Here is an 18,630-nt window from a genome sequence, read left to right on the forward strand (position 1 = left end):
CGCAAGCATCCGCAGCAGGAGTTCCTGCAGGTGGATACCACCAACATCCTGTTCATCTGCGGCGGCGCCTTCTCGGGGCTCGAGAAGATCATCTCCGCCCGGGGACGTTCGACCTCGATCGGCTTCGGTGCATCGGTGCTCGCGCCGGAGGACCGCCGTACCGGCGAGATCTTCCGTCACGTCGAGCCCGAGGACCTCCTGAAGTACGGCCTCATCCCCGAGTTCGTCGGCCGTCTGCCCGTCGTGGCGACGCTCGAGGACCTCGACGAGACCTCGCTGAAGAAGATCCTGACCGACCCGAAGAACGCGCTGGTGAAGCAGTACCAGCGCCTGTTCGAGATGGAGAACATCGAGCTGACCTTCGCCGATGAGGCGCTTGGCGCGGTCGCCCGCAAGGCGATCGAGCGCAAGACCGGCGCGCGCGGTCTGCGCTCGATCCTCGAGGCGATCCTGCTCGAGACCATGTTCGACCTGCCGGGCCTGGAAGGTGTGGAGGAAGTAGTGATCTCCCGCGAGGTAATCGGGGGGACGGCGCGCCCGCTCTATATCTACGCCGATCGCTCCGATCGCCCGGTGGAAAGCAGCACCATGGCCTACTAACTCGACCGAACTAAACCACGGTGCCTTACATCATCCGACCCCTTCACCAGTTGTTTGTCCCCTCGTTACTGCGCGGGGCTTCGACGTCGATGTCAAGGAGACATGACCAGATGGAAGATTTTCTTAGTATAAGAGGAGTGAAGCATGGGTGAGGTTATTCGATTTGCTCCAAAGTCCGAGCGGGAGCGAACTCGGCTTATTCGAGAAGCCCGAGCGATCTACGACAGTGTCTTTCCGCCATCTGTCCGCGAGCAACCGGACGATGTATCCGCAAGCCATATGCTCATCGGTGCAGAAGTCGATCGCAGCGATGGAGTTCTATCATGATCGCGATCATCGCCGTGCTCTGCAGTTTGTCTTCTCCAGCAAATTGCCACGAGCAGACCGTCACCACCTCGAACTTCGCTGACGTCTCGATGCAATCCTGCCTGATGGGCGCACCGCAGCTCGCCGACTGGATGAATCAGCATCCGAGCGAGCGCCTTGCGGCATGGCGCTGTGTGTTCGGTAAAAAGGATGGCAGGGGAGCTTAGGAGCCCTAGGTCGTTTTGCTCCTAAAAAGACTCTGCGCGCGATGGCGAGGAGCAAATTTGCCTCGATCCGGGTAGGCCTTGAGGAAAATCCGCCAGGATGGGATGAGATGAGCGCGACCGAGTCCGAGCAAAGCAGTCATGATCAGTTTTTCAGAGCGGAGCGCGGTATTCGCCGTTGGCGGCGCGCCAGGCGGTCACATCAGCGAGAGACGTCGATCACCACCTGAGCGCCGGCCATGACTTCTTTGACTATCATTATGCTTCACTCTCCTTCGACAGTCGCGGGACAGGGGACTTCCGCTATGACCGTCAGGTCGATCGCCGCGAGCGCTTTCTCCCTCGCTGATGTGGCCTTGTCACCCCCGAGAAACGCGGTGGCCTGTACGGGGAGGAATTGCAGGGTTTTCAGCCCAATGGAGCCCAGCACAGCCGCAAGGTACGGCGTGAGAAAATCGGGCTGGTTGGCCCGGTCGCCGGTGAAGACACCACCGGAAGCGATGCCGATGAACACCGGACGATCACGGCCGCCTCGACTTCCTCAATGAGCATTTCGGAAAGATCCAGCGACCCCTTCAGCGGGGCCGCCAACGTGGCTGGCGACGACAGGGTACTCGCATAGTCGGGCGCGGCGTGCGGCAAACGGGCAGCCGCAAAATCTCGCCGGCTGATGCTCGCGCCAGGTGCGACCTCTAGGATCTTTTTGACGATCGCCCCCGAAAGCTGGCGGCTGTGCGACTCCGGGCGCGGGCTGCAATCAATATGGAGGATGCTCTTCATAATCTACTCTCCTCGGTCAGTGCCGTCACTTCGAGTCCGCGCTGCACCGCCGGACGCGCGAGGCCGCGGTCGAGCCACGCCTGCACATGGAGAAAGCGGTTGAAGCCGACGAGATCGCGTGCTTCGTAAAAGCCGATCAGGTTGCGCACCCGGCCGAGCAGCGAAATATCGGCGATGCTGTAGTCAGCGCCCATCACCCAGTCGCGGTCCGCGAGCCGTTCGTCGAGGACACCGAGCAGCCGCGCTGATTCGGCTGCGTAGCGGTCGCGCGGGCGCTTGTCCTCATAAGCCTTACCGGCGAATTTGTTGAAGAAGCCGACCTGGCCGAACATCGGCCCGACTCCGCCCATCTGCCACATCACCCACTGGATCGTTTCATAACGGGTGTTTGGATCGGCCGAGATGAATTGTCCGGTCTTGTCGGCGAGGTAGAGGAGGATCGCGCCCGATTCGAACAACGCGAGCGGCGTGCCGCTCGGCCCATCAGGGTCGTAGATTGCGGGAATCTTTCCGTTGGGGTTGAGTGCGAGAAAGGCCGGGTCGCGGGCTTCGTTCGCCATGATGTCGATCCGGTGCGACTCGTAAGCAAAGCTCGTTTCCTCAAGCATGATGCCGACCTTCACCCCATTGGGCGTGGGCGTAGAAAAGAGTTGCAGCCGATCGGGGTACTGCGCCGGCCAGCGCGTAAAAATTGGATGATCTATTGTCACGTTCTTCCTCCTAGATGAATGGGCCGAGCTGGGCCGGGACATCGCCGAATCCTCCACTTGGATGCGCGTTGAGCTGGCCCGCAGGCGCATCCAAAAAAGCAGGCAGCGATACGGCCGCGGTACACGCTTGTTTGCGATAGGCAGGGGGCACCCTGTGGATCCCCTCGGCGTCGCTGCATCAGTCGCTCATCGAACCGCCTCATCATGCGGCCTCACGAAACTTGGGCCGCAAGCGCCTGGTGGATCTGTGCGACTACCGCCTGCGCCTTCGCTGTTTCTTCACGGACGAACTCGGATGATCGTCTTCCCGCTGATCCGCCTTGTCGGATTGAAAGCGGCGACGGCCTCGTCGAGGGTCGCGATGTTGCCGATATTTGTACGCAGTCGTCCGTCCCGTACCCGCTTGACGATCTCACTCAGTTGGGCGCGATCGGACACCAGAACAAAGTCGATCGCCAAGCCGTCGGCGGGCCGCGCCTCGGTCGGCCCGGCGATAGTTACCAGCGTTCCTCCGGTTCGAATCAGGTCGGCGGACCGCTTCCCGATGTCGCCGCCGATGACGTCGAAAACCAGATGGACTCCGCCGACGTCTTCGAGAACGTCGTTCTCGAGGTCGACGAACTCCTGCGCGCCGAAGTCGAGCGCCTTCTGATGGTCGGCAGCGCGTCCGGTGCCGATAACGTAGGCGCCGGCCTCACGTGCGAGTTGCGTCACCATCGAGCCGACTGCGCCGGCCGCGCCGTGCACGAGAACGCTCTGCCCCGCCTGAAGGCGGCCGTGCACGAACAGTCCCTGCCACGCGGTCAAGCCGGGCATCGCCACGGCCGCACCCACTGAGAAGTCGACGTCGCCCGGAAGCGGCGCGAGGTTGCGTGCCTCCACGGCCACATACTCCGCCAAGGTGCCGCTGCGGTACGAGTCAGAGAGACCGAACACTCGTTGTCCCACCGACAGTCCGGTCGTGCCATAGCCGAGAGCGGTGACAACACCCGCCAGCTCCTGGCCGGGAATCGTCGGCGACCGGTCACGGTCGAGCCGATCGGTCCAGGTCGAAGGCCACGTCAGCTCACCCGAGGTGAATCCGGACGCATGAACCTGAACGACGACGTCGTTTATCGCTGCCTGCGGCTCGGGTCGCTCCACCAGCTTCATCCCGGCCGTTCCCCCAGCCTGGTCCGTCACAACGATCGCTTTCATGGGAATTGCCTCCTCGGTCATTTGTCTCTTTGCTGGATATGTTCCGGCGATAATCTGCGCTTCCATCCGGATAAAGCGACGCCCAAGACAGCGACGATCCTCACGACACTGTTCCCTGTATTGGTGAACCGGTAGCGTTCGAGCTGTCGCACGTGCTGTTCCCCGTCGTGTCGGTTTGCGGATTGCGTGCACCGAGAACAGTGAACAGGGTGGCGACGACGGCGAGCCCGCCGTATCCGAGCGCGATCTGCGGTAGCGAGAACGTGTTGGAAAGTTGGCCGGAGATGAGGCTGGGGAAGGCGGCGCCGCTGTAGCAGAGAAGGTAGATCGCGCTGAAGATGGGTGGCCGTTCGGCCAGGGTGCTGCCGTGCAGCAGGCCGCGTGTGGCGGCGCTGATGGCGATGCCTTGGCCGGCGCCGGCGACTATGGTTGCGATGATGAACAACATCAGCGTGCTGGCGGCGATCGCAATGCTGATGCCGATCATTCCGGCCCGGAAGGTGATCATACCGACGCGTTGGGCTACCGCGGATGTGAACCGCCCGCCGATGGGGGCGCCGAGGACGCTGGGGATCATATAGGCGGCGAACACCAGTCCGAGGATCAACGGGCTCCTCGTGTGGAGTTGATCCTCGACAAGCACAGGCATGAACGGTTGATAGAAGCCCCCGCTCGCCCAGGTGGCTAGGAACACCGCCGCCGCGACAGGGAGCAGATGCCTGACCCGAGCTGGTACGCTGACTCTGGGAAGCAGCGATCGCCAAGCGCCCGGCGTCGGAGTTGCTGTTTCCGGACTGATGACGTCGAGTGCAGCAGAAGGTAATAGGAAGCAGACGCAAACGAGGTAGATGAGGTCGCGTGCCCAGGGGCCGAACCGGACCAAGGCGCCGGAGGCGACGGCACCGACAGCGACGCCGAGCATCGGTCCTTGGCTGGAGACGAAAGACGCTAGCCATTCTGGTCTGCTGGGTGCGGCATCGACGATGTAGGAGGTCAGGCTGCTGCCGGCCAGCCCGGTACCGATGCCCACGATGAGCCGACCGGCCAGTAGGGTGCCGATATCGTGCACATTCAGCAGCAACAGACAGCCCAGCAGCAGAAGGCTGAGGCTGGTGATCGCAGTGAGTCTCCGGCTCAGATGATTGGACAGCCGTCCCAGCACCAACATTGCGGCGATGGTGCCGACTGCGTAGGCGACGATGGCCATCGAGATGCCGGCGTTTTTGAACTCGTCACCTGCCGGGTAGATGTTGTAAAGGGGGATTGGAGCGGCCGCCGCGGAAAACGAGACCACCAGGGAAAATACCGCAGATAAGAATGCCAGCCGGGGCGTTGCGCCCCGGTGCGCCCGGTTGATTACTGGTGCCAAGTTTTGCATCGAGCCGCGCATTCGTCGTTTTCCGGAGAATTCGTGCGCACAGATCCAAAATCTCCGACTAGTTGGTTTCACTAGGCGGCGGTGATCGTCGACGCCAAGCTGAAGGCGACACTGAGAGGTGCTGTGGCTCACATATGTCAGGCGGGGCTATCGCACCGCCGTCCCTTGGTTATTGTCGATCAGGTACCGCCATCGTCCATCCGCGCCGCGGCGCACGACATCGCTCGCCGAGCCTCCAAGATGCATGTGTTTGCCGTTGGGATCTGTGCCATCAATTAACCAGTCCTGCACGATCTGAGCGATATCGCCGGGAACGAACACATGGCGCGCCTTGGCCTTCAGCGGCAGACCATGCCTGAGATCGCGCTCGAGTCGGGCGGCGATCTCGGTGTGATCAGTGATGGTTCGTCCGTCATTTGCGATGAACACGGCCTCTGGGTCATACAATGCCATCATCGCGCTGACCTTGCCGGAGTGAAATCGCTCGAGCAGCGATGTGACACTGCCTTCGGGTTCAGTAGGGAGCGGATAGGAGTCGGACATCAGGGTCTCCTGTTCGTATCGGCTGAAACGCTTGCCCTGGGCGTTACTCGATGAAATCTGGGACAGTGACTCTCATTGGTCGCAGCGCGGGACGAAAGTTTCCAATGGCCGGTACTTATAGTTTCCATAGCGGCGCGGAATTGTGCGGCGACAGTCCTCACTTCCATTCAAAAATCAAGGCAAGTTGCTCAGGCCCCGACGGCGTGATGCCGCGCGGCGAGCGGCAATAACGATTGTCTATCGATTCGATGAAGAGTGGTGATTTCCCTCGGCGGTAACCGCCACGGTGTGAGCCCGCACTCCATCCCGACTTCTCGACGAAGAGAGCGCACGCAACGCACTCGTCACCGAGCAATTGATCCGTCTTCAGCGACCGCGGCGCCGTCGCTTCGGCTTACGACGGCGCTCGCGCCGCCAGCCGTATTGCCGTGTAATCGGCTAGTAGAGCTACCATCCCGATAGCCGACCGCAGCGCCGCGCAGCCGGCAAGATAGCCGCGAGAGTACCGGCAACAGTGGTGCGCGGGCGAGTCCTCGCGGATAAACGCGGCGCAAAGCTCCTGCAGCGGCGCTCAGTCGTTTCGATAACGGTCGGCTATCAACTCCATGGCGCGAGGTAATTTTCCTTTCCATCATCATGGATTCAATCTTCGATCCATCGTCGCCTGTATTTGGGTTGCGTGCACGTAAGAGGATAACATGAGCAGCCTCAAATTTCTGGGCGTAACGGTCGTTCTTTCCGCGCTCCTGCGACGCGTGGCATGGGAAGTTTCAGAGCCCGCCGCGCCCGCAGCCGCGGACCCGCCTTCTCCATCTATTCGAACGATGGCCGCGGATACTCCGCGTACGGGATGGTCTCGCGGGTACCACTCGGCGACGTGTCGGGATTGCATACGTTCGTACGGCCGCATCGCCGAAGACACACAGCGGACGTCAAGCGCTACTGAACAGGAGTTCACATCACGCACAATCACCCCGAATGTTATCTGATCGTGACGGCGCGGGTGGCTGGCTTCTGCGGGGCTCACTTCTGCCCGCGGCAACTGCTTTGCCGGTGTTTGGCGCCACTGCACCTATGTCGGGTAGCGCATCGCCAAGTTTTCTGGAATTGCTTGGTCCGAAGGGCACCTGGCTGAATCAGCGCTGGCGGTGATACGCGGGTTCGTCGGGATCGTGCAAGATCGGCGTCGAGACCAACGGCACGATCCTGCCTCAGCACGGACTCGACTGGACCTGCGTCAACCCGAAAGCGGGCGCCGAGCTCGTGCTGCGGCGCGGCCACGAGCTTAAGCTGGTCTATCCGCGGGAGAAGGCGATGCCGGATGCTTTCGAGGGCCTCGCCTTCGAGCACTTCTCGCTGCAGCCGATGGACGGGCCCGAGATCGGCGAGAACACGGTGCGCGCCATCGACTATTGCCTGCGTTATACGCAATGGCGGCTCAGCGTGCAGACGCACAAGACGCTCGGGATCAGATGAGCGGGCATCAAGACAGGACAGGCACATGGACGTATCAGCGATCGATGAACGCAAGGCGCGTGCGCACGCCTGGTTCGAGCGGCTGCGCGACGACATCTGCGCAAGCCTCGAGCGGCTCGAGGACGACGCACCGGCCGCGCTCTATCCGAGCGAGGCTGGCCGTTTCGTGCGCACGCCCTGGCAGCGCACCGACCACAGCGGTGCGCCCGGCGGCGGCGGCCTGATGTCGATCATGCAAGGCCGCCTGTTCGAGAAGGTCGGCGTGCACTGCTCGACCGTGCATGGCGAGTTCGCGCCGGAATTTCGCGCTCAGATCCCGGGCGCATCCGAGGATCCGCGCTTCTGGGCCTCCGGCATCTCGCTGATCGCGCATCTGCGCAATCCGAACGTGCCGGCCGTGCACATGAACACGCGCTTCGTCGTCACCACCAAAGCCTGGTTCGGCGGCGGCGCCGATCTCACTCCCGTGCTCGACCGCCGGCGCACGCAGGACGATCCGGATACGCTCGCCTTCCACGCCGCGATGAAGGAGGTGTGCTCAGGGCCGAACGGCGTTGCCGACTACGACAAGTACAAGAACTGGTGCGATGAATATTTCTTCCTGCCGCACCGGAAAGAGGCGCGCGGCATCGGTGGCATCTTCTACGACTGGCAGGACTCCGGCGACTGGGAGGCCGATTTCGCCTTCACTCAGGACGTCGGCCGGGCCTTCTTGAAGATCTATCCAGAAATCGTGCGGCGCAATTTTACGGCGCCGTGGACCGAGGCCGATCGCGGGGAGCAGTTGATCCGCCGAGGACGCTACGTCGAGTTCAACCTGCTCTACGACCGCGGCACCATTTTCGGGCTCAAGACTGGCGGCAATGTGGATTCGATCCTGTCGTCGCTGCCGCCAGAGGTGAAGTGGCCGTGACGATGATGCCGCCTTTGCCGCGTGCCATGCTGATCGACATGCTGACACCATCCTGTCGGCCTATGGCCGTCCCGAGATCGCCTGTAACCATGTCGCCGCCGAGTGCGCCGAGGAGTTCGGGCGATCCCGCCACGACAACCGTTCGTTGGGACATCGCCAACTGTTCTGGACCACTGCGCTCGTTGCCTGGCAATCGGCCAACATTGCTGCTCGGCGAATCCTTGCAGAGACGCGGCGCGCAGCCCCTGCGCTCCAGGCGCCATCAGTCATTTCGATAACGGTCGGCTATCGACTCCATGGCGAGGTGTGATTTTTCTTTCGACCGTCATGGACTTAATCTTCGATCCATCGTCGCCCGCTCTTGTGATCGGGCCGAAGCCGGCGTTCCGTTGAAGGATCGCAGGCCAGGAAGTCCGACATGCAGATCAAAGAGACAATTGGCGTTTCATTCCCCGGCTCTGTCGAAAGCCTGCCGCTAGAGGATATCGTCGTGCTCGTGGATGGTGCCGGCGTCGCGCTTGGAGTGCAGCGTGCGTTCAGCGCAAGGGCAGATCGCGTGCGCGATGGCGGTGGCGGCCTCATCGCGAGGTGCGTGGAGATCCCGCTCGTCGGGTCCGACGGCGAAGTCTGGGGATTTTGTGCCGCGCCAGTCCGCGGTCCGACGCGCGAGGTGTGGTCGCCGCTGGCGGGCGGGCGAAGGTGAGCGCGATGCCAGAGGCCATCGTGGACAAAATGCAGGAGGCAATCTCGCGAGGCGCGCTGCTTAGCCGACAGCTCCTCGACGCTGCGCGACCGCGTCCCACGTCCATCGAGGGGGTTGTCGCAGGCGGTCGCCTTGCAGCGATAGCGGGTCCGCTTGATCGGGCGTTGCGTCCGGACATCGCGGTCCGCACCCAGATCGCCCCTGACTTATGGGCCTTCAATGCCGACCCGGAAGAGCTGTACTTCGCTTTGCTCAACCTCTGCCGAAACTCGGCCGATGCTATGCCGGACGGCGGCGTGATCACCGTCGCGGCGCGGAACGTCGAATCTTCCTCTAGCGCGGCACGGGAATTCGTCGAGATTATCGTCGCCGACGACGGGGTCGGCATGCCCGAGGAGGTCCTGTCGCAGGCGTTCACCCCTTACTTCACGACAAAGGCCGCCGGCAGCGGCACAGGCCTCGGACTCGCCCAGGTCCGGCGATTCGCCGAAGGGCGAGGCGGTGCGATCGGTATAGAGAGCGAGCGAGGTGCCGGCACGCTGGTGCGCCTCTTTCTCCCGCGCGTCGCCGATGCGGCGGTACAGAGCAGTATCGTCGGCACGGAGATCGCGTGCGCGCCGTCACTCAACGGCAGAATATTCCACGTCGTCAACACGGCGTCGGGCTGCGCCGATGTCGTAGCGGGCGCGAGCGCCTGGAGACCGGTTCAGCGATGAAGCTCATGATCCCGCCCGGCCGCCTCGACCGTCCGGTCGACCACGAGAAGGACCACGTGCTCGGCCCCGCCGCCGCCGAGATCACGCTCGTCGAATACGGCAGCTACGCGTGCCAGCACTGCAGGGCTGCCAACGAGCGCATTGCGCAAGCGCGCGACCAACTCGGCGACCGCGTCTGCTACGCCTTCCGCCATAGGCCGCTCACGGACAACAGCCTTTCGTTTCGGGCCGCCGAGCTCGCCGAGCTTGCCCAGACGCCCGAAGCGTTCTGGTCCGCGCACATCAAGCTGATGACGAGGTCGATGCAGCTCACAGAGGCCGACCTCTTCGCGGTGGCCGCCGACCTCGGCGTGAACGCCGACTTTGTGCTCGGCGACAGCGACGCTATGCGGCGCGCGAGGGCGAGGGTGGAGGCGGACATCGCAAGCGCGCGCGCAAGCGGCGTGAGATTCACGCCGACTTTCTACATCAACCGGCGGCGCTACGACGGGCCGTGGGATGAGAGCTCTCTCGTCGATGCGATGCTTGGCACGCTCGGCCACCGCGTCCGTACGGCAACCCTGGACTTCGCGAGCTGGGGCCCGTCCGCCGGCTTTTTGCTCGTCCTCGCGACCGTGGCGGCGATCGTCTTGACGAACTCGCCGATCAGCCCGGCCTTCGAGGCGCTCTGGCGCCAGGAGCTCGGCGTGAGCCTAGGCAATGCAATCTTTCGGATGTCCATCCTTCATTGGGTCAATGACGGCCTGCTGACGGTGTTCTTCCTCGTCGTGGGCTTGGAAGTGAAGCGCGAGATGACAGTTGGCCACCTCGCGAGCCGCCGCTCCGTCGCGCTTCCGCTTGCCGCTGCGCTCGGCGGCATGGTCGTGCCGGCGCTTCTGTATGCGCTGGTCATTCCTGCGGGGCCGTGGTCGCGCGGGTGGGGTATTCCGATGGCGACCGACACCGCGTTCGCGATTGCCTTGATCGCCGTGATGGGCGTCCGAGTCCCCGTCGAGCTACGCATTTTCCTTACCGCAGCGGCCATCTTCGACGACATCGGTGCGATCGTCGTCGTCGCCGTGTTCTACTCTGGCGAGATCCATCCGGCCTATCTTGCCGCGGCCGCGGCTGTTGTGGTTGCGCTGGCGCTGCTGAGCCGATCGAAGGTCTACCTTCTCTCACCTTACCTCCTGTTGGGCGTCGCGTTGTGGGCTTTCGTCTACATGGGCGGCCTCCACGCTACGCTGGCCGGCGCGGTACTTGCGCTGTTCATTCCGACGCGGCCGCCCGCTGACTTGGCCGCCCTGATGACGCAAGCGAGCACCATCATCGCCTCCGAGGCCCGACATGAGGGCGAGGTGCTCAGGCACGGCCCCTCCACACCGGCACTGCACGCGCTCGATGCGATCTACGACAGACTTGAATCGCCCGCCGATCGGCTGCTACGGCGCGCCGGCGCGCGGTCGAGCTACGCGGTGCTTCCGATCTTCGCGCTGGCTAATGCGGACGTGACGATCGACCCGGGCGTCCTCGTTGGGCATGGCTGGCTGATGGCCGCGATCGTCGCCGGCCTCGCCATAGGAAAACCGCTCGGCGTCTTCCTCGCGGCCGCCGCGGCAGTGCGCGCGGGCATATGCGTCAAGCCGGCGGAGTACACGTGGCGGCAGTTGGCCGGGGCGGGAGCCCTCGCTGGCATTGGCTTCACGATGTCCCTCTTCATCGCCGGGCAGGCGTTTCCAAGCGCCACCGACTTCTCGGCCGCCAAGATCGCCGTGTTCGCCGCGTCGATTCTTTCGGCGGTCGTCGGGACTGCTCTGCTCTGGGGCGCTTCGCGCCAGGAGCTTTTCGAAGAGGCGCCGCAGAGCGCCGGCGTGCAAGTATCATAACCGGCTGGCGCGGAGCTATGCCCGACCGTGAACTGGAGGTTTTCCGATGATTCTACCCACCGGTGCGACAGTAGCATTCGCCGATGGCGAGACGGTCGGACTGTTCCACAATACGGGCGTGAAGCCTTGGGTGCACTTGATGGAGATCACGGCGGCTCCGCCTGCGCCCGTCTACTCAGGCTCGGGTGCGCTATTACACCGGATCTGCCAACCCCCATGGCAGGCGGCCCGTCGAGGCGGCTTCGCGGCCGCGACGGCCGCGTTCCTGAGCAAGCTCAGCCCGGACGGAACCACAGAACACCTGTCGTTGTCTGCGACCCCAGGCCCCCGGGGAGATGCGCAGGCACTTCCACAGCGATGTGAAGGAGGTTGAACATGACCCAGGTATATTTCCACTGCTCGAACACGAACAAGGTGTTCGTCGATCGCCGCGGCACCGTGGTGGAAGATCTTGCTGAGGCGCGCGATCACGCGACCCGTGTCGTACGATCCTTAACCGGCGAGCGCAGCCTCGAGGATTGGCGTGACTGGGTCCTGCATGTCAGCGACGACCAGGGCGATGAGCTCTTCGTTGTGCCATTCACTTTCGTGCTCGGTGAGCCGAATTGAGGTCGCTATGGTCCGGGCGATTCTTTGAGCCAAAGGTCCCACCTAGAAAGCAGGCAGTTGGGGCACCGCGAAGGCATCTCTTCAGCCTCGGCACCGCAAGGTCAATGAAAGCGCGCATCTTGGTCGGGGGAAACCTCGATCCCGTCAGCGAGCTGCGGGACCAGGCGCCCCGCAACTCAGCGAGCCATTGGGGCTCGTGATCAAGATCATTGCCGCGCTCCACAGTCTGTCTTCTTCTGCAAATTGGCACGAGCAGGCCGTCACCCCCTCCGGACTTCGCTGACGTCTCGATGCAGTCCAGCCTGATGGGAGCCCGCTCATCGGATGAAGTACCATTCGCCCGAGCGCCTTGTTGGCGTGGCGCCGTGCGATCGGCGAACAGGACGGCAGGGAGTTCAGGGTGAAAGCGATCGCTTCTCATGGCGAAAGTGGCCGATGCACTGGGATATGCATTTGCCACGATTTGTCGAGATATGGACTGCTTTACTCGCATCGATATCCCTCGTCGGATACCATTTTTCCTAGCGGATGGAGACAGCTTCCCAACTGCTTGGCCCCGGCGCGCCGTCCCTTCGCCGTGGGTCCCCGCGGCCGGTTCTTCCCTCCCGAGGACCGGCCGTCCCCTTCAGGCCCGATAGGGACGGCGCCTGAGCGGACCCAGGCACGGCGGCTCCTTGGATCGGAAGTCCCAATCGTTGAGCGCAAACTGGACGGAGATTTTGCTCTATAACCTATGATCATTCCTTTTCCGCCGTGCTTGCTCGCCTACGCGAGGAACGGCGCTACCGCATGTTTGCCGATTTCGAGCGCATCACAGGTCGTTTCCCGAACGCTACATGGCATTCTCCGGACGCCCGCGCAGGGGACCCGCATGGGTGCTGGCGCGGGCGGCCGTATCGACGCCGAGCCCCGCGAGCGCTGCGCGGCCTTAACCCATCCGGCTTGCGAGAGGTTTGCTATGCGCTTAAGCCGAGATGCAGCTTGACGCGCCCGACACGAATTGCGGCCGAGTGCTCGAGCTGGGCAGGCAAACGCGCCCGACAGCTTTGGTTTCGGGCGGTTGGGGCATGTTCGGGCTTTGCAACTCGTTTCTCTGAAATCGTATGCGGCGTTCTGGCGGTTTGCCAGCTATGCTGGTTTCCCAAGAACATAAAGTCGTCATGCTAGGTAGCGGATTCAGATTGGCCTTTGCTCTTCCACGGTACGGCGCGCAGCCTTCAATATCTCCTCCGCACCTTGCTGAAGAAGTTTGTGCCCGAGACTTCTGCCTATTGCATCGGCTTGATCGGCCAGACCTACGCTTTCATCGGCAATCTTCGTTTGGCCGTCCGGATGAGTCACCTGTCCTCGAAGTGTTAATGTGCCGGCGAGCCATGTGGCAGAGACCCCGACGGGTAGGCTGCAACCCGCATCGAGACTTCTCATTAATGCGCGCTCTGCATCCACTTCGGCGCGCGATTGCCGATCTTCAATCTCTTGAAGCAGCGCTATGAGCGCCGTATCCTCTTCGCGAGCTTCGACCGCGAGAGCCCCTTGGCCGACTGCGTACGGGAAAACATGCGCGTCTAAAATCTGTGAGGCCTCATGCAGCAACCCTAGCCGGGACAAGCCCGCCGCTGCCAATAGAGTCGCGTCTATTCCCTCTCGGTTCTTTGCCTTACGCAGCCTTGGAGAAACGTTCCCTCGGATGGGTCGAATATCCAGACCATTGCATAGAGCGAGAAGTTGAGCCTTGCGACGAATTGATCCAGTGCCGACGCGCAGCCCCGGTCGTAGCTGATCTAGTGTAACTCCGCAAATCGCGTCGCGAGGATCCCCTCTTTTGGGAACGGCTGCCAATACCAAACCGGGCTGCAATTTTGTCGGAAGATCTTTGAGGGAATGAACGACCAGGTCAACTTCGTTGCGTAGAAGCGTGTCTTCACTCTCGTTCGTGAATGCACCGATGCCGCCAATCTGCTGAAACCCCGACCGTCGATCTTTATCGCCAACCGAACTAATCAAGACCGTTCGTACCTCAGCGGCCGGTTCGACGCTACGAATAAGATCGGCGACGTGATTGGCTTGCCAGCGGGCCAAATCACTTCGCCTGGTACCGACCCGAATTTCCACGATCAAACCTCTTGCTTCTTGAGTGGTTCGCCGACTTCTGGTGCTGCGCAAGTAGCTATAAAATCGGCACCTGCTCGTTTAGCTGCACGGCAGAACTCCGGTGCGGTAGTCTTTGCATGAGCATCTTCCCTCGGATCATATTTCATCAATTCACTGTCGTCCGAAACGGAGAAGTAGGAAATAGGAGTCCCGGTTCGACGAGAATGGAGTTTGCGCCTTTGGATACAAGTGCGCCGATGCGTCCATGCATCCTTTCGAGTCGAAGGGGCGATCCGAAACGCCGGACGTGAGCTGCCGCCACGTGTGTTCAGAACGGAACGATAAGGGTAGTGGAACGATGATCGAAATATCATGTGCGGGACCACGCTACCCAAGAGAACCCTCAGTCGTCAGAGCCATAGCCCTCGATCAGATCGCGTCGCTTCTGATTACCTCCACGCAGTGTGTCATGAACGCGCATATTCGTCTTGACTCGCGGATATCCGGGTGAGTCAGTAGCCCCAGCTCATCGTTGAGCTCTTTGATCTCGGGGCGCGCTATTTGAATGGATGCATTGACGTGGAATAGGTTGGTGTTTTCGCGTAATCCGCTGGAACGTTCCAAAGCGTTGCGACATACCAGGCGGTCCAAGCAACGATCAGCAGGCTCAGCACCCACACCCAAACGGGGATCGGCGAGGGCGATTCGGCCCGGTGCGGCTCGAACGGCTCTTCGGCTCCAAACGCGTTGACCATGAAGCGCAGCGTACCGTGAACGACCGCCCCATCGCCAAGCCCGCTGACCGTGATCCCGGGGCCGTTACGGACCTGGAATCGAAGGCGTCGGACGCCGACCTGGCCGGTGGCGTCCTGGGCCTCGATGCGGAGGCCGTGCTCGCCGTCGGCAAGTCTCTTGGTGTCGAGCGCTATCTCTGTCGGTGGCCGCTGATCGGTGACGGGATCGGGCGCTTCGTCGAGGTAGATGCGGATGCGCGGGTCGGACACGTGTTGCATTCCTCTACCGGTCGGCATGCAGGACGCGATATTTTGGATGATTGGCATCCCGTTCGCCGGGGTCGATGAGCATCCACAGCGCCGCCACGATGCAGCTGAGGGTCACGAGCCCAGCCCCGCCCGCCACCAGCACGTTGCCGAGAAGTGGGCCGGCAAGACTATGATCGCCGGCGCCACCAGCGGTCGCAGGCGCAGTGCACAGGTAGCCAAGCGCCGAGAGTATCCAGGCGGTAATCGTATCGGTCATCATCGCCTCCTATTTGTTGGCGCGGAGCTTCGTGATGTCGGCGGGCGTCACCAACGGCCCTTGGTTACCCCATGAAGTTCGCTCGTGATTGATGATATCGGCTATCTGCTGATCAGAGAGTCTGTCGGCGAACGGCGGCATCTCTACCTCGTACTTCTGGCCGTTGATCGCCTTGCCACTAAGCCCGCGCAGCACGGTGGTGATGTGTTCGGCAGGGTCAGTGGCATTAACGACCTGATCGCCCGCAAGTGGCGGAAATGTGCCCGGCACGCCCTTACCCTCGGCGCCGTGACAGGCGGCGCAGTTGTCGGCAAAGAGCTTCGATCCTTCCGCGGCATCGAAACTCGGTGCAGGGGCCGCTACCGGCGAGACCTGTTCCGGCGACGTTGCCTGCTTCTGCAGTGGTTCGTTGGCTCGGGCCGCGACGACATCAGCCGCGCTGATCAAGGCACCACGATTGCCCCACGAGGAGCGCTCGTGGTTGATGATATCGGCGATCTGCTGATCAGCCAATTGATCGGCGAACGCTGGCATCTGCGCTTCATATTTTTGACCGTTGATCACCTTTCCGCTAAGTCCGTGCAGCACCGCGCCAATGTGAGCCGTGGGATTTGCGGCGTTAACCATGGGATCTCCGGCGAGCGGCGGAAACGTTCCCGGCACACCCTTGCCTTCCGCGCCGTGGCAGGATGCGCAGTTGTCGGCGAACAATGCTGCGCCCTTGGTGGCATCAAACCCTAGGGGTTCGCTCGAAGGACCCAAAGGCGCGGCGCCGGACTGCGTCGGAACGAGCGCGGGCTGCTTCAGCGACAACAGATAGGCCGCCAGCGCCTTGCCGTCGTCGTTGGGGACGACGACACCGCCTGGCGCGAACTGCGGCGGCAATGGCACCGCTTTCTCTCCGGGAGGTAATTTGTCCACAACCCTGAACAGCCAGGGAAAGGCCGGCATGATTGATTGCGGCACCACTGCGCGCGGCTGATAGAGATGGATGTACTGCCATATGCTGCTCGATTGCCGCGTGCCGATATTGCTCAGGTCGGGACCGGTGCGCTCCGAACCCAGCAATTCAGTGGTCTGGTAGGCATAATCGCCCGGCGCAGACGGACGGCCAAAGGGTTTATCTCCGGAGAGCGGACGTACTTGCTGGGTATGGCAATAGAAGCAGCCTTCCGAGACATAGACATCACGGCCTCGCGCCTCAAGTGGCGTGAGTGGCTTAAGGCCCGGCGTCGGAGGTACCTTCGATAGCCAGATCCCCGGCAGCACGCCCATAAGAATCGCTAATCCAGCGTAGATCAGCGTTGAACCGCCAGAAATTGCCAATGACCTGTTCATGCCGACACCGTCTTGGCTGCGGCAAGCTCGGCGTAGGACCTACCGTAGGTCATTGTCCAGACGTTGAAAGCGAAGACGAGATGGCCGGCGAACATCAGCGAGCCGCCGACGGAACGCCACAACCAATATGGCGCGGCATCTTCGACCGACTGGATAAAGGTGAGTCCTCGAAACCAATCGAGCCCCTGAATGGTGCCGGCGGCCGACAGCGCCGCAACGTAGATGACAACACCGACGGCAGACAGCCAGAAATGGATGCCCATGGCCAGGTTGTAGGGATACTTGCCGGTGGCGCGCGGCAACAGCGCATAGATCCCGCCCCAGATCGCGAAGGTGACGAAGCCATACATCGTCAGGTGCGAGTGCCCTACGGTGTAATTGGTCAGATGCCAGAGCTGCTGCAGCGAGCGGAATGCCTCGAGTGTGCCTTGCGTTGAACCCAGTAGATAGCCGTAAACGCCGACTAGGATGAACATCGCGGGCGAGCGATATATCCATTCGTGAGTCCCCCGGAAGGTGAGAAGGAAGTTCGCGGTGCCGCTCAGCACCGGAACCAGCATGGCCACGCTGAAGACGATGGCCGTAGTCTGCAGCCACCATGGTAGTGGACTGAATTCAAAATGATGAGCGCCGATGATCGGATAGAAGATGAGATTGGTCCAGAATGCAAAGACGCCGAGAGAATACGAATAGATCGGACGGTTCAGGAGCTTCGGCAGCGCATAGTAGGACACACCAAGCGATAGGGGTGTGAACCATAGTCCGACAGCGTTATGCATGAAGAAGGCCTGTACCGCGACCTGGCCCAGTCCGAACTGGTACCACGGCAGCATCGACACCACGACCATGACAATCGTCCACAGCGTGCCCCCGATAGTATACCAGTTGGAAATATAGATATGCTCGCCTTCCCGGTGCTCGACAGTGGCGATCATATTCAAGACCGCGGTGATCAAGCCAAGTCCAAGGATTACGCGAATCCACCACAGCCATTCGCGATACTCCTGGCCGTAGGTGAAGCCGAGATCGAGTGTGACCGTGCCCAGTACCGCGGCGAGATTAAGGAGTGCAAGGCTGATCCATGCGAGGCGCTCGCTGTAGAGCCTCGCGCCGGAACTACGCGCGGCGACGAACAGCGCAAGCCCGATCAGCGCCTGGCTCGCCCACGCATAAAATGTTCCGCTGGTGTGAATCGCACGCAACCGTCCGAACGACAGCGCCGGCGTGGTCGCGAAATCGGGATAGGCGAATTTGAAGCTGACTAGGAGTCCCACGGCTGTGCTGAATACGAGCCAGATTGCCGCCGACGCCACGTAAGCGGCGAACACCCGCGCCAGAACGCGGTCATCCGGAGCGCCTGTGCGAAGTGGAATGGCCGCAGCGCTGTCTGACATCATCCGCCTCTCCGTCTTCTCGGCGACGTTGTCCAGTTCGTTGCTTTGCACATCGAGCCTCCCGGCTTCACAATCTGGTATCGAGTCTGGGTGGCGACACTGAAAGTTTTGGTACGACGATGTTTTCGAGAATGATCTTGCAACGCCGGCGACGGAAATCACCTCTGGCCATAGAGTCGATAGACGATCGTTATTGCCGCCGCCGCGTGACGCTGTAGCGAGGAATGCCACCAGCCGAACCTGCGGAGATTTCGTTGACGCCCTTGGACCAATCGAGGTTCCGGCGTGCGTCGCGCGGGCGGGGCGGCGAGTGGGGGCGGTCCGCGATTGAAGCAGGCCAAGTCCGGCATGCCGGTCCGCGACGTCGCCGGGGCGTATGACTCAGTGGCGAAGACTTCCGCCGCTTCTTCGGTTGTGAGCACGACGGAACGAAGCTAACCGGCAGTTGCCTTTTGGCGAATGCCACCCAATCTCCGTGGCCGCGGCGACTCCCTCTTGCAGTCTGGGATGAAGAGTGCTGGACGCTC

19 protein-coding genes and 2 pseudogenes are annotated in these 18,630 nt (G+C 62.0%); 10 read left to right on the plus strand and 11 right to left on the minus strand.

Annotated features, from left to right (window positions below; all coding sequences use genetic code 11):
• The 3 genes from JQ632_RS06610 to JQ632_RS06615 all read left to right on the plus strand — a co-directional run.
• Positions 1–600, plus strand: a 600-nt coding sequence (locus tag JQ632_RS06610; protein ID WP_212401489.1) for an AAA family ATPase, incomplete at its 5' end; no start/stop codon positions are given.
• Between the two features lie 144 nt (positions 601–744).
• Positions 745–927 carry a hypothetical protein gene (locus JQ632_RS39300; RefSeq protein WP_249151491.1) on the plus strand — a complete coding sequence of 61 codons (183 nt, stop codon included), beginning with the start codon at positions 745–747 and terminating at the stop codon, positions 925–927.
• A complete protein-coding gene (locus tag JQ632_RS06615) occupies positions 924–1,133 on the plus strand; it encodes a hypothetical protein (RefSeq protein WP_212401490.1) in 210 nt (69 codons plus the stop codon). The genes JQ632_RS39300 and JQ632_RS06615 overlap by 4 nt, the downstream gene beginning before the upstream one ends.
• A 262-nt stretch (positions 1,134–1,395) precedes the next feature.
• On the opposite strand, the gene JQ632_RS40010 is transcribed toward JQ632_RS06615, so the two are convergent.
• From JQ632_RS40010 to JQ632_RS06645, 6 genes are all read right to left on the minus strand, one after another.
• Positions 1,396–1,644 carry a hypothetical protein gene (locus JQ632_RS40010; protein ID WP_212401491.1) on the minus strand — a complete coding sequence of 83 codons (249 nt, stop codon included), beginning with the start codon at positions 1,642–1,644 and terminating at the stop codon, positions 1,396–1,398.
• Positions 1,539–1,910 carry an NAD(P)H-dependent oxidoreductase gene (locus JQ632_RS40400; protein ID WP_212401492.1) on the minus strand — a complete coding sequence of 124 codons (372 nt, stop codon included), beginning with the start codon at positions 1,908–1,910 and terminating at the stop codon, positions 1,539–1,541. The genes JQ632_RS40010 and JQ632_RS40400 overlap by 106 nt, the downstream gene beginning before the upstream one ends.
• The gene (locus JQ632_RS06630) at positions 1,907–2,620 is read right to left on the minus strand and encodes a glutathione S-transferase N-terminal domain-containing protein (RefSeq protein WP_312015574.1); all 714 of its coding nucleotides are present in this window, start codon (positions 2,618–2,620) and stop codon (positions 1,907–1,909) included. The genes JQ632_RS40400 and JQ632_RS06630 overlap by 4 nt, the downstream gene beginning before the upstream one ends.
• A 279-nt stretch (positions 2,621–2,899) precedes the next feature.
• Complete coding sequence (locus JQ632_RS06635; protein ID WP_212401494.1) at positions 2,900–3,817, minus strand: NADP-dependent oxidoreductase; 918 nt, start codon at positions 3,815–3,817, stop codon at positions 2,900–2,902.
• A gap of 100 nt (positions 3,818–3,917) precedes the next feature.
• Positions 3,918–5,207 carry an MFS transporter gene (locus tag JQ632_RS06640; RefSeq protein ID WP_212401495.1) on the minus strand — a complete coding sequence of 430 codons (1,290 nt, stop codon included), beginning with the start codon at positions 5,205–5,207 and terminating at the stop codon, positions 3,918–3,920.
• A 135-nt stretch (positions 5,208–5,342) separates the two neighbouring features.
• Positions 5,343–5,738 (minus strand): DUF4440 domain-containing protein, encoded by a 396-nt coding sequence (locus JQ632_RS06645; RefSeq protein WP_212401496.1) that lies wholly within the window; start codon positions 5,736–5,738, stop codon positions 5,343–5,345.
• A 1,179-nt stretch (positions 5,739–6,917) separates the two neighbouring features.
• Here JQ632_RS06645 and JQ632_RS06650 point away from each other — a divergent pair.
• The 7 genes and pseudogenes from JQ632_RS06650 to JQ632_RS40235 all read left to right on the plus strand — a co-directional run.
• Positions 6,918–7,214 (plus strand): annotated as a pseudogene (locus tag JQ632_RS06650) (7-carboxy-7-deazaguanine synthase); the annotation flags it as partial.
• Between the two features lie 25 nt (positions 7,215–7,239).
• Positions 7,240–8,127, plus strand: coding sequence for an oxygen-dependent coproporphyrinogen oxidase (gene hemF / locus JQ632_RS06655; protein WP_212401497.1), 888 nt, complete (start codon positions 7,240–7,242; stop codon positions 8,125–8,127).
• A gap of 418 nt (positions 8,128–8,545) precedes the next feature.
• Positions 8,546–8,830: a hypothetical protein gene (locus JQ632_RS39310; protein WP_249151497.1), complete on the plus strand. Its 285-nt coding sequence runs from the start codon at positions 8,546–8,548 to the stop codon at positions 8,828–8,830.
• 5 nt (positions 8,831–8,835) lie between these two features.
• Complete coding sequence (locus tag JQ632_RS06660) at positions 8,836–9,546, plus strand: ATP-binding protein (RefSeq protein WP_249151500.1); 711 nt, start codon at positions 8,836–8,838, stop codon at positions 9,544–9,546.
• Positions 9,543–11,411, plus strand: a complete 1,869-nt coding sequence (nhaA, locus tag JQ632_RS06665) for a Na+/H+ antiporter NhaA (RefSeq protein WP_212401498.1) — start codon at positions 9,543–9,545, stop codon at positions 11,409–11,411. Before JQ632_RS06660 ends, nhaA begins: the two co-directional genes overlap by 4 nt.
• A gap of 375 nt (positions 11,412–11,786) precedes the next feature.
• Entirely contained in the window at positions 11,787–12,020 is a 234-nt protein-coding gene (locus tag JQ632_RS06670) for a DUF6894 family protein (RefSeq protein WP_212401499.1), read from the plus strand.
• 726 nt (positions 12,021–12,746) lie between these two features.
• Positions 12,747–12,869, plus strand: a pseudogene (locus JQ632_RS40235) (5-aminolevulinate synthase); the annotation flags it as partial.
• Positions 12,870–13,196: 327 nt separating this feature from the next.
• Here JQ632_RS40235 and hemC read toward each other — a convergent pair.
• The 5 genes from hemC to JQ632_RS06695 all read right to left on the minus strand — a co-directional run bounded on the left by hemC (position 13,197) and on the right by JQ632_RS06695 (position 18,154).
• On the minus strand, positions 13,197–14,132 hold the full coding sequence (hemC, locus tag JQ632_RS06675) for a hydroxymethylbilane synthase (protein ID WP_212401500.1): 936 nt from the start codon (positions 14,130–14,132) through the stop codon (positions 13,197–13,199).
• A gap of 536 nt (positions 14,133–14,668) precedes the next feature.
• Positions 14,669–15,115 carry a cytochrome C gene (locus JQ632_RS06680; RefSeq protein WP_212401501.1) on the minus strand — a complete coding sequence of 149 codons (447 nt, stop codon included), beginning with the start codon at positions 15,113–15,115 and terminating at the stop codon, positions 14,669–14,671.
• A 13-nt stretch (positions 15,116–15,128) separates the two neighbouring features.
• Positions 15,129–15,371 (minus strand): hypothetical protein, encoded by a 243-nt coding sequence (locus JQ632_RS06685; protein ID WP_212401502.1) that lies wholly within the window; start codon positions 15,369–15,371, stop codon positions 15,129–15,131.
• 9 nt (positions 15,372–15,380) lie between these two features.
• On the minus strand, positions 15,381–16,709 hold the full coding sequence (locus tag JQ632_RS06690) for a c-type cytochrome (protein WP_212401503.1): 1,329 nt from the start codon (positions 16,707–16,709) through the stop codon (positions 15,381–15,383).
• On the minus strand, positions 16,706–18,154 hold the full coding sequence (locus tag JQ632_RS06695) for a cbb3-type cytochrome c oxidase subunit I (protein WP_312015575.1): 1,449 nt from the start codon (positions 18,152–18,154) through the stop codon (positions 16,706–16,708). Before JQ632_RS06695 ends, JQ632_RS06690 begins: the two co-directional genes overlap by 4 nt.
• Positions 18,155–18,630 lie beyond the last annotated feature (476 nt).

Origin of the sequence: Bradyrhizobium liaoningense (assembly GCF_018130955.1) — a bacterium.
Taxonomy (GTDB): domain Bacteria; phylum Pseudomonadota; class Alphaproteobacteria; order Rhizobiales; family Xanthobacteraceae; genus Bradyrhizobium; species Bradyrhizobium liaoningense_C.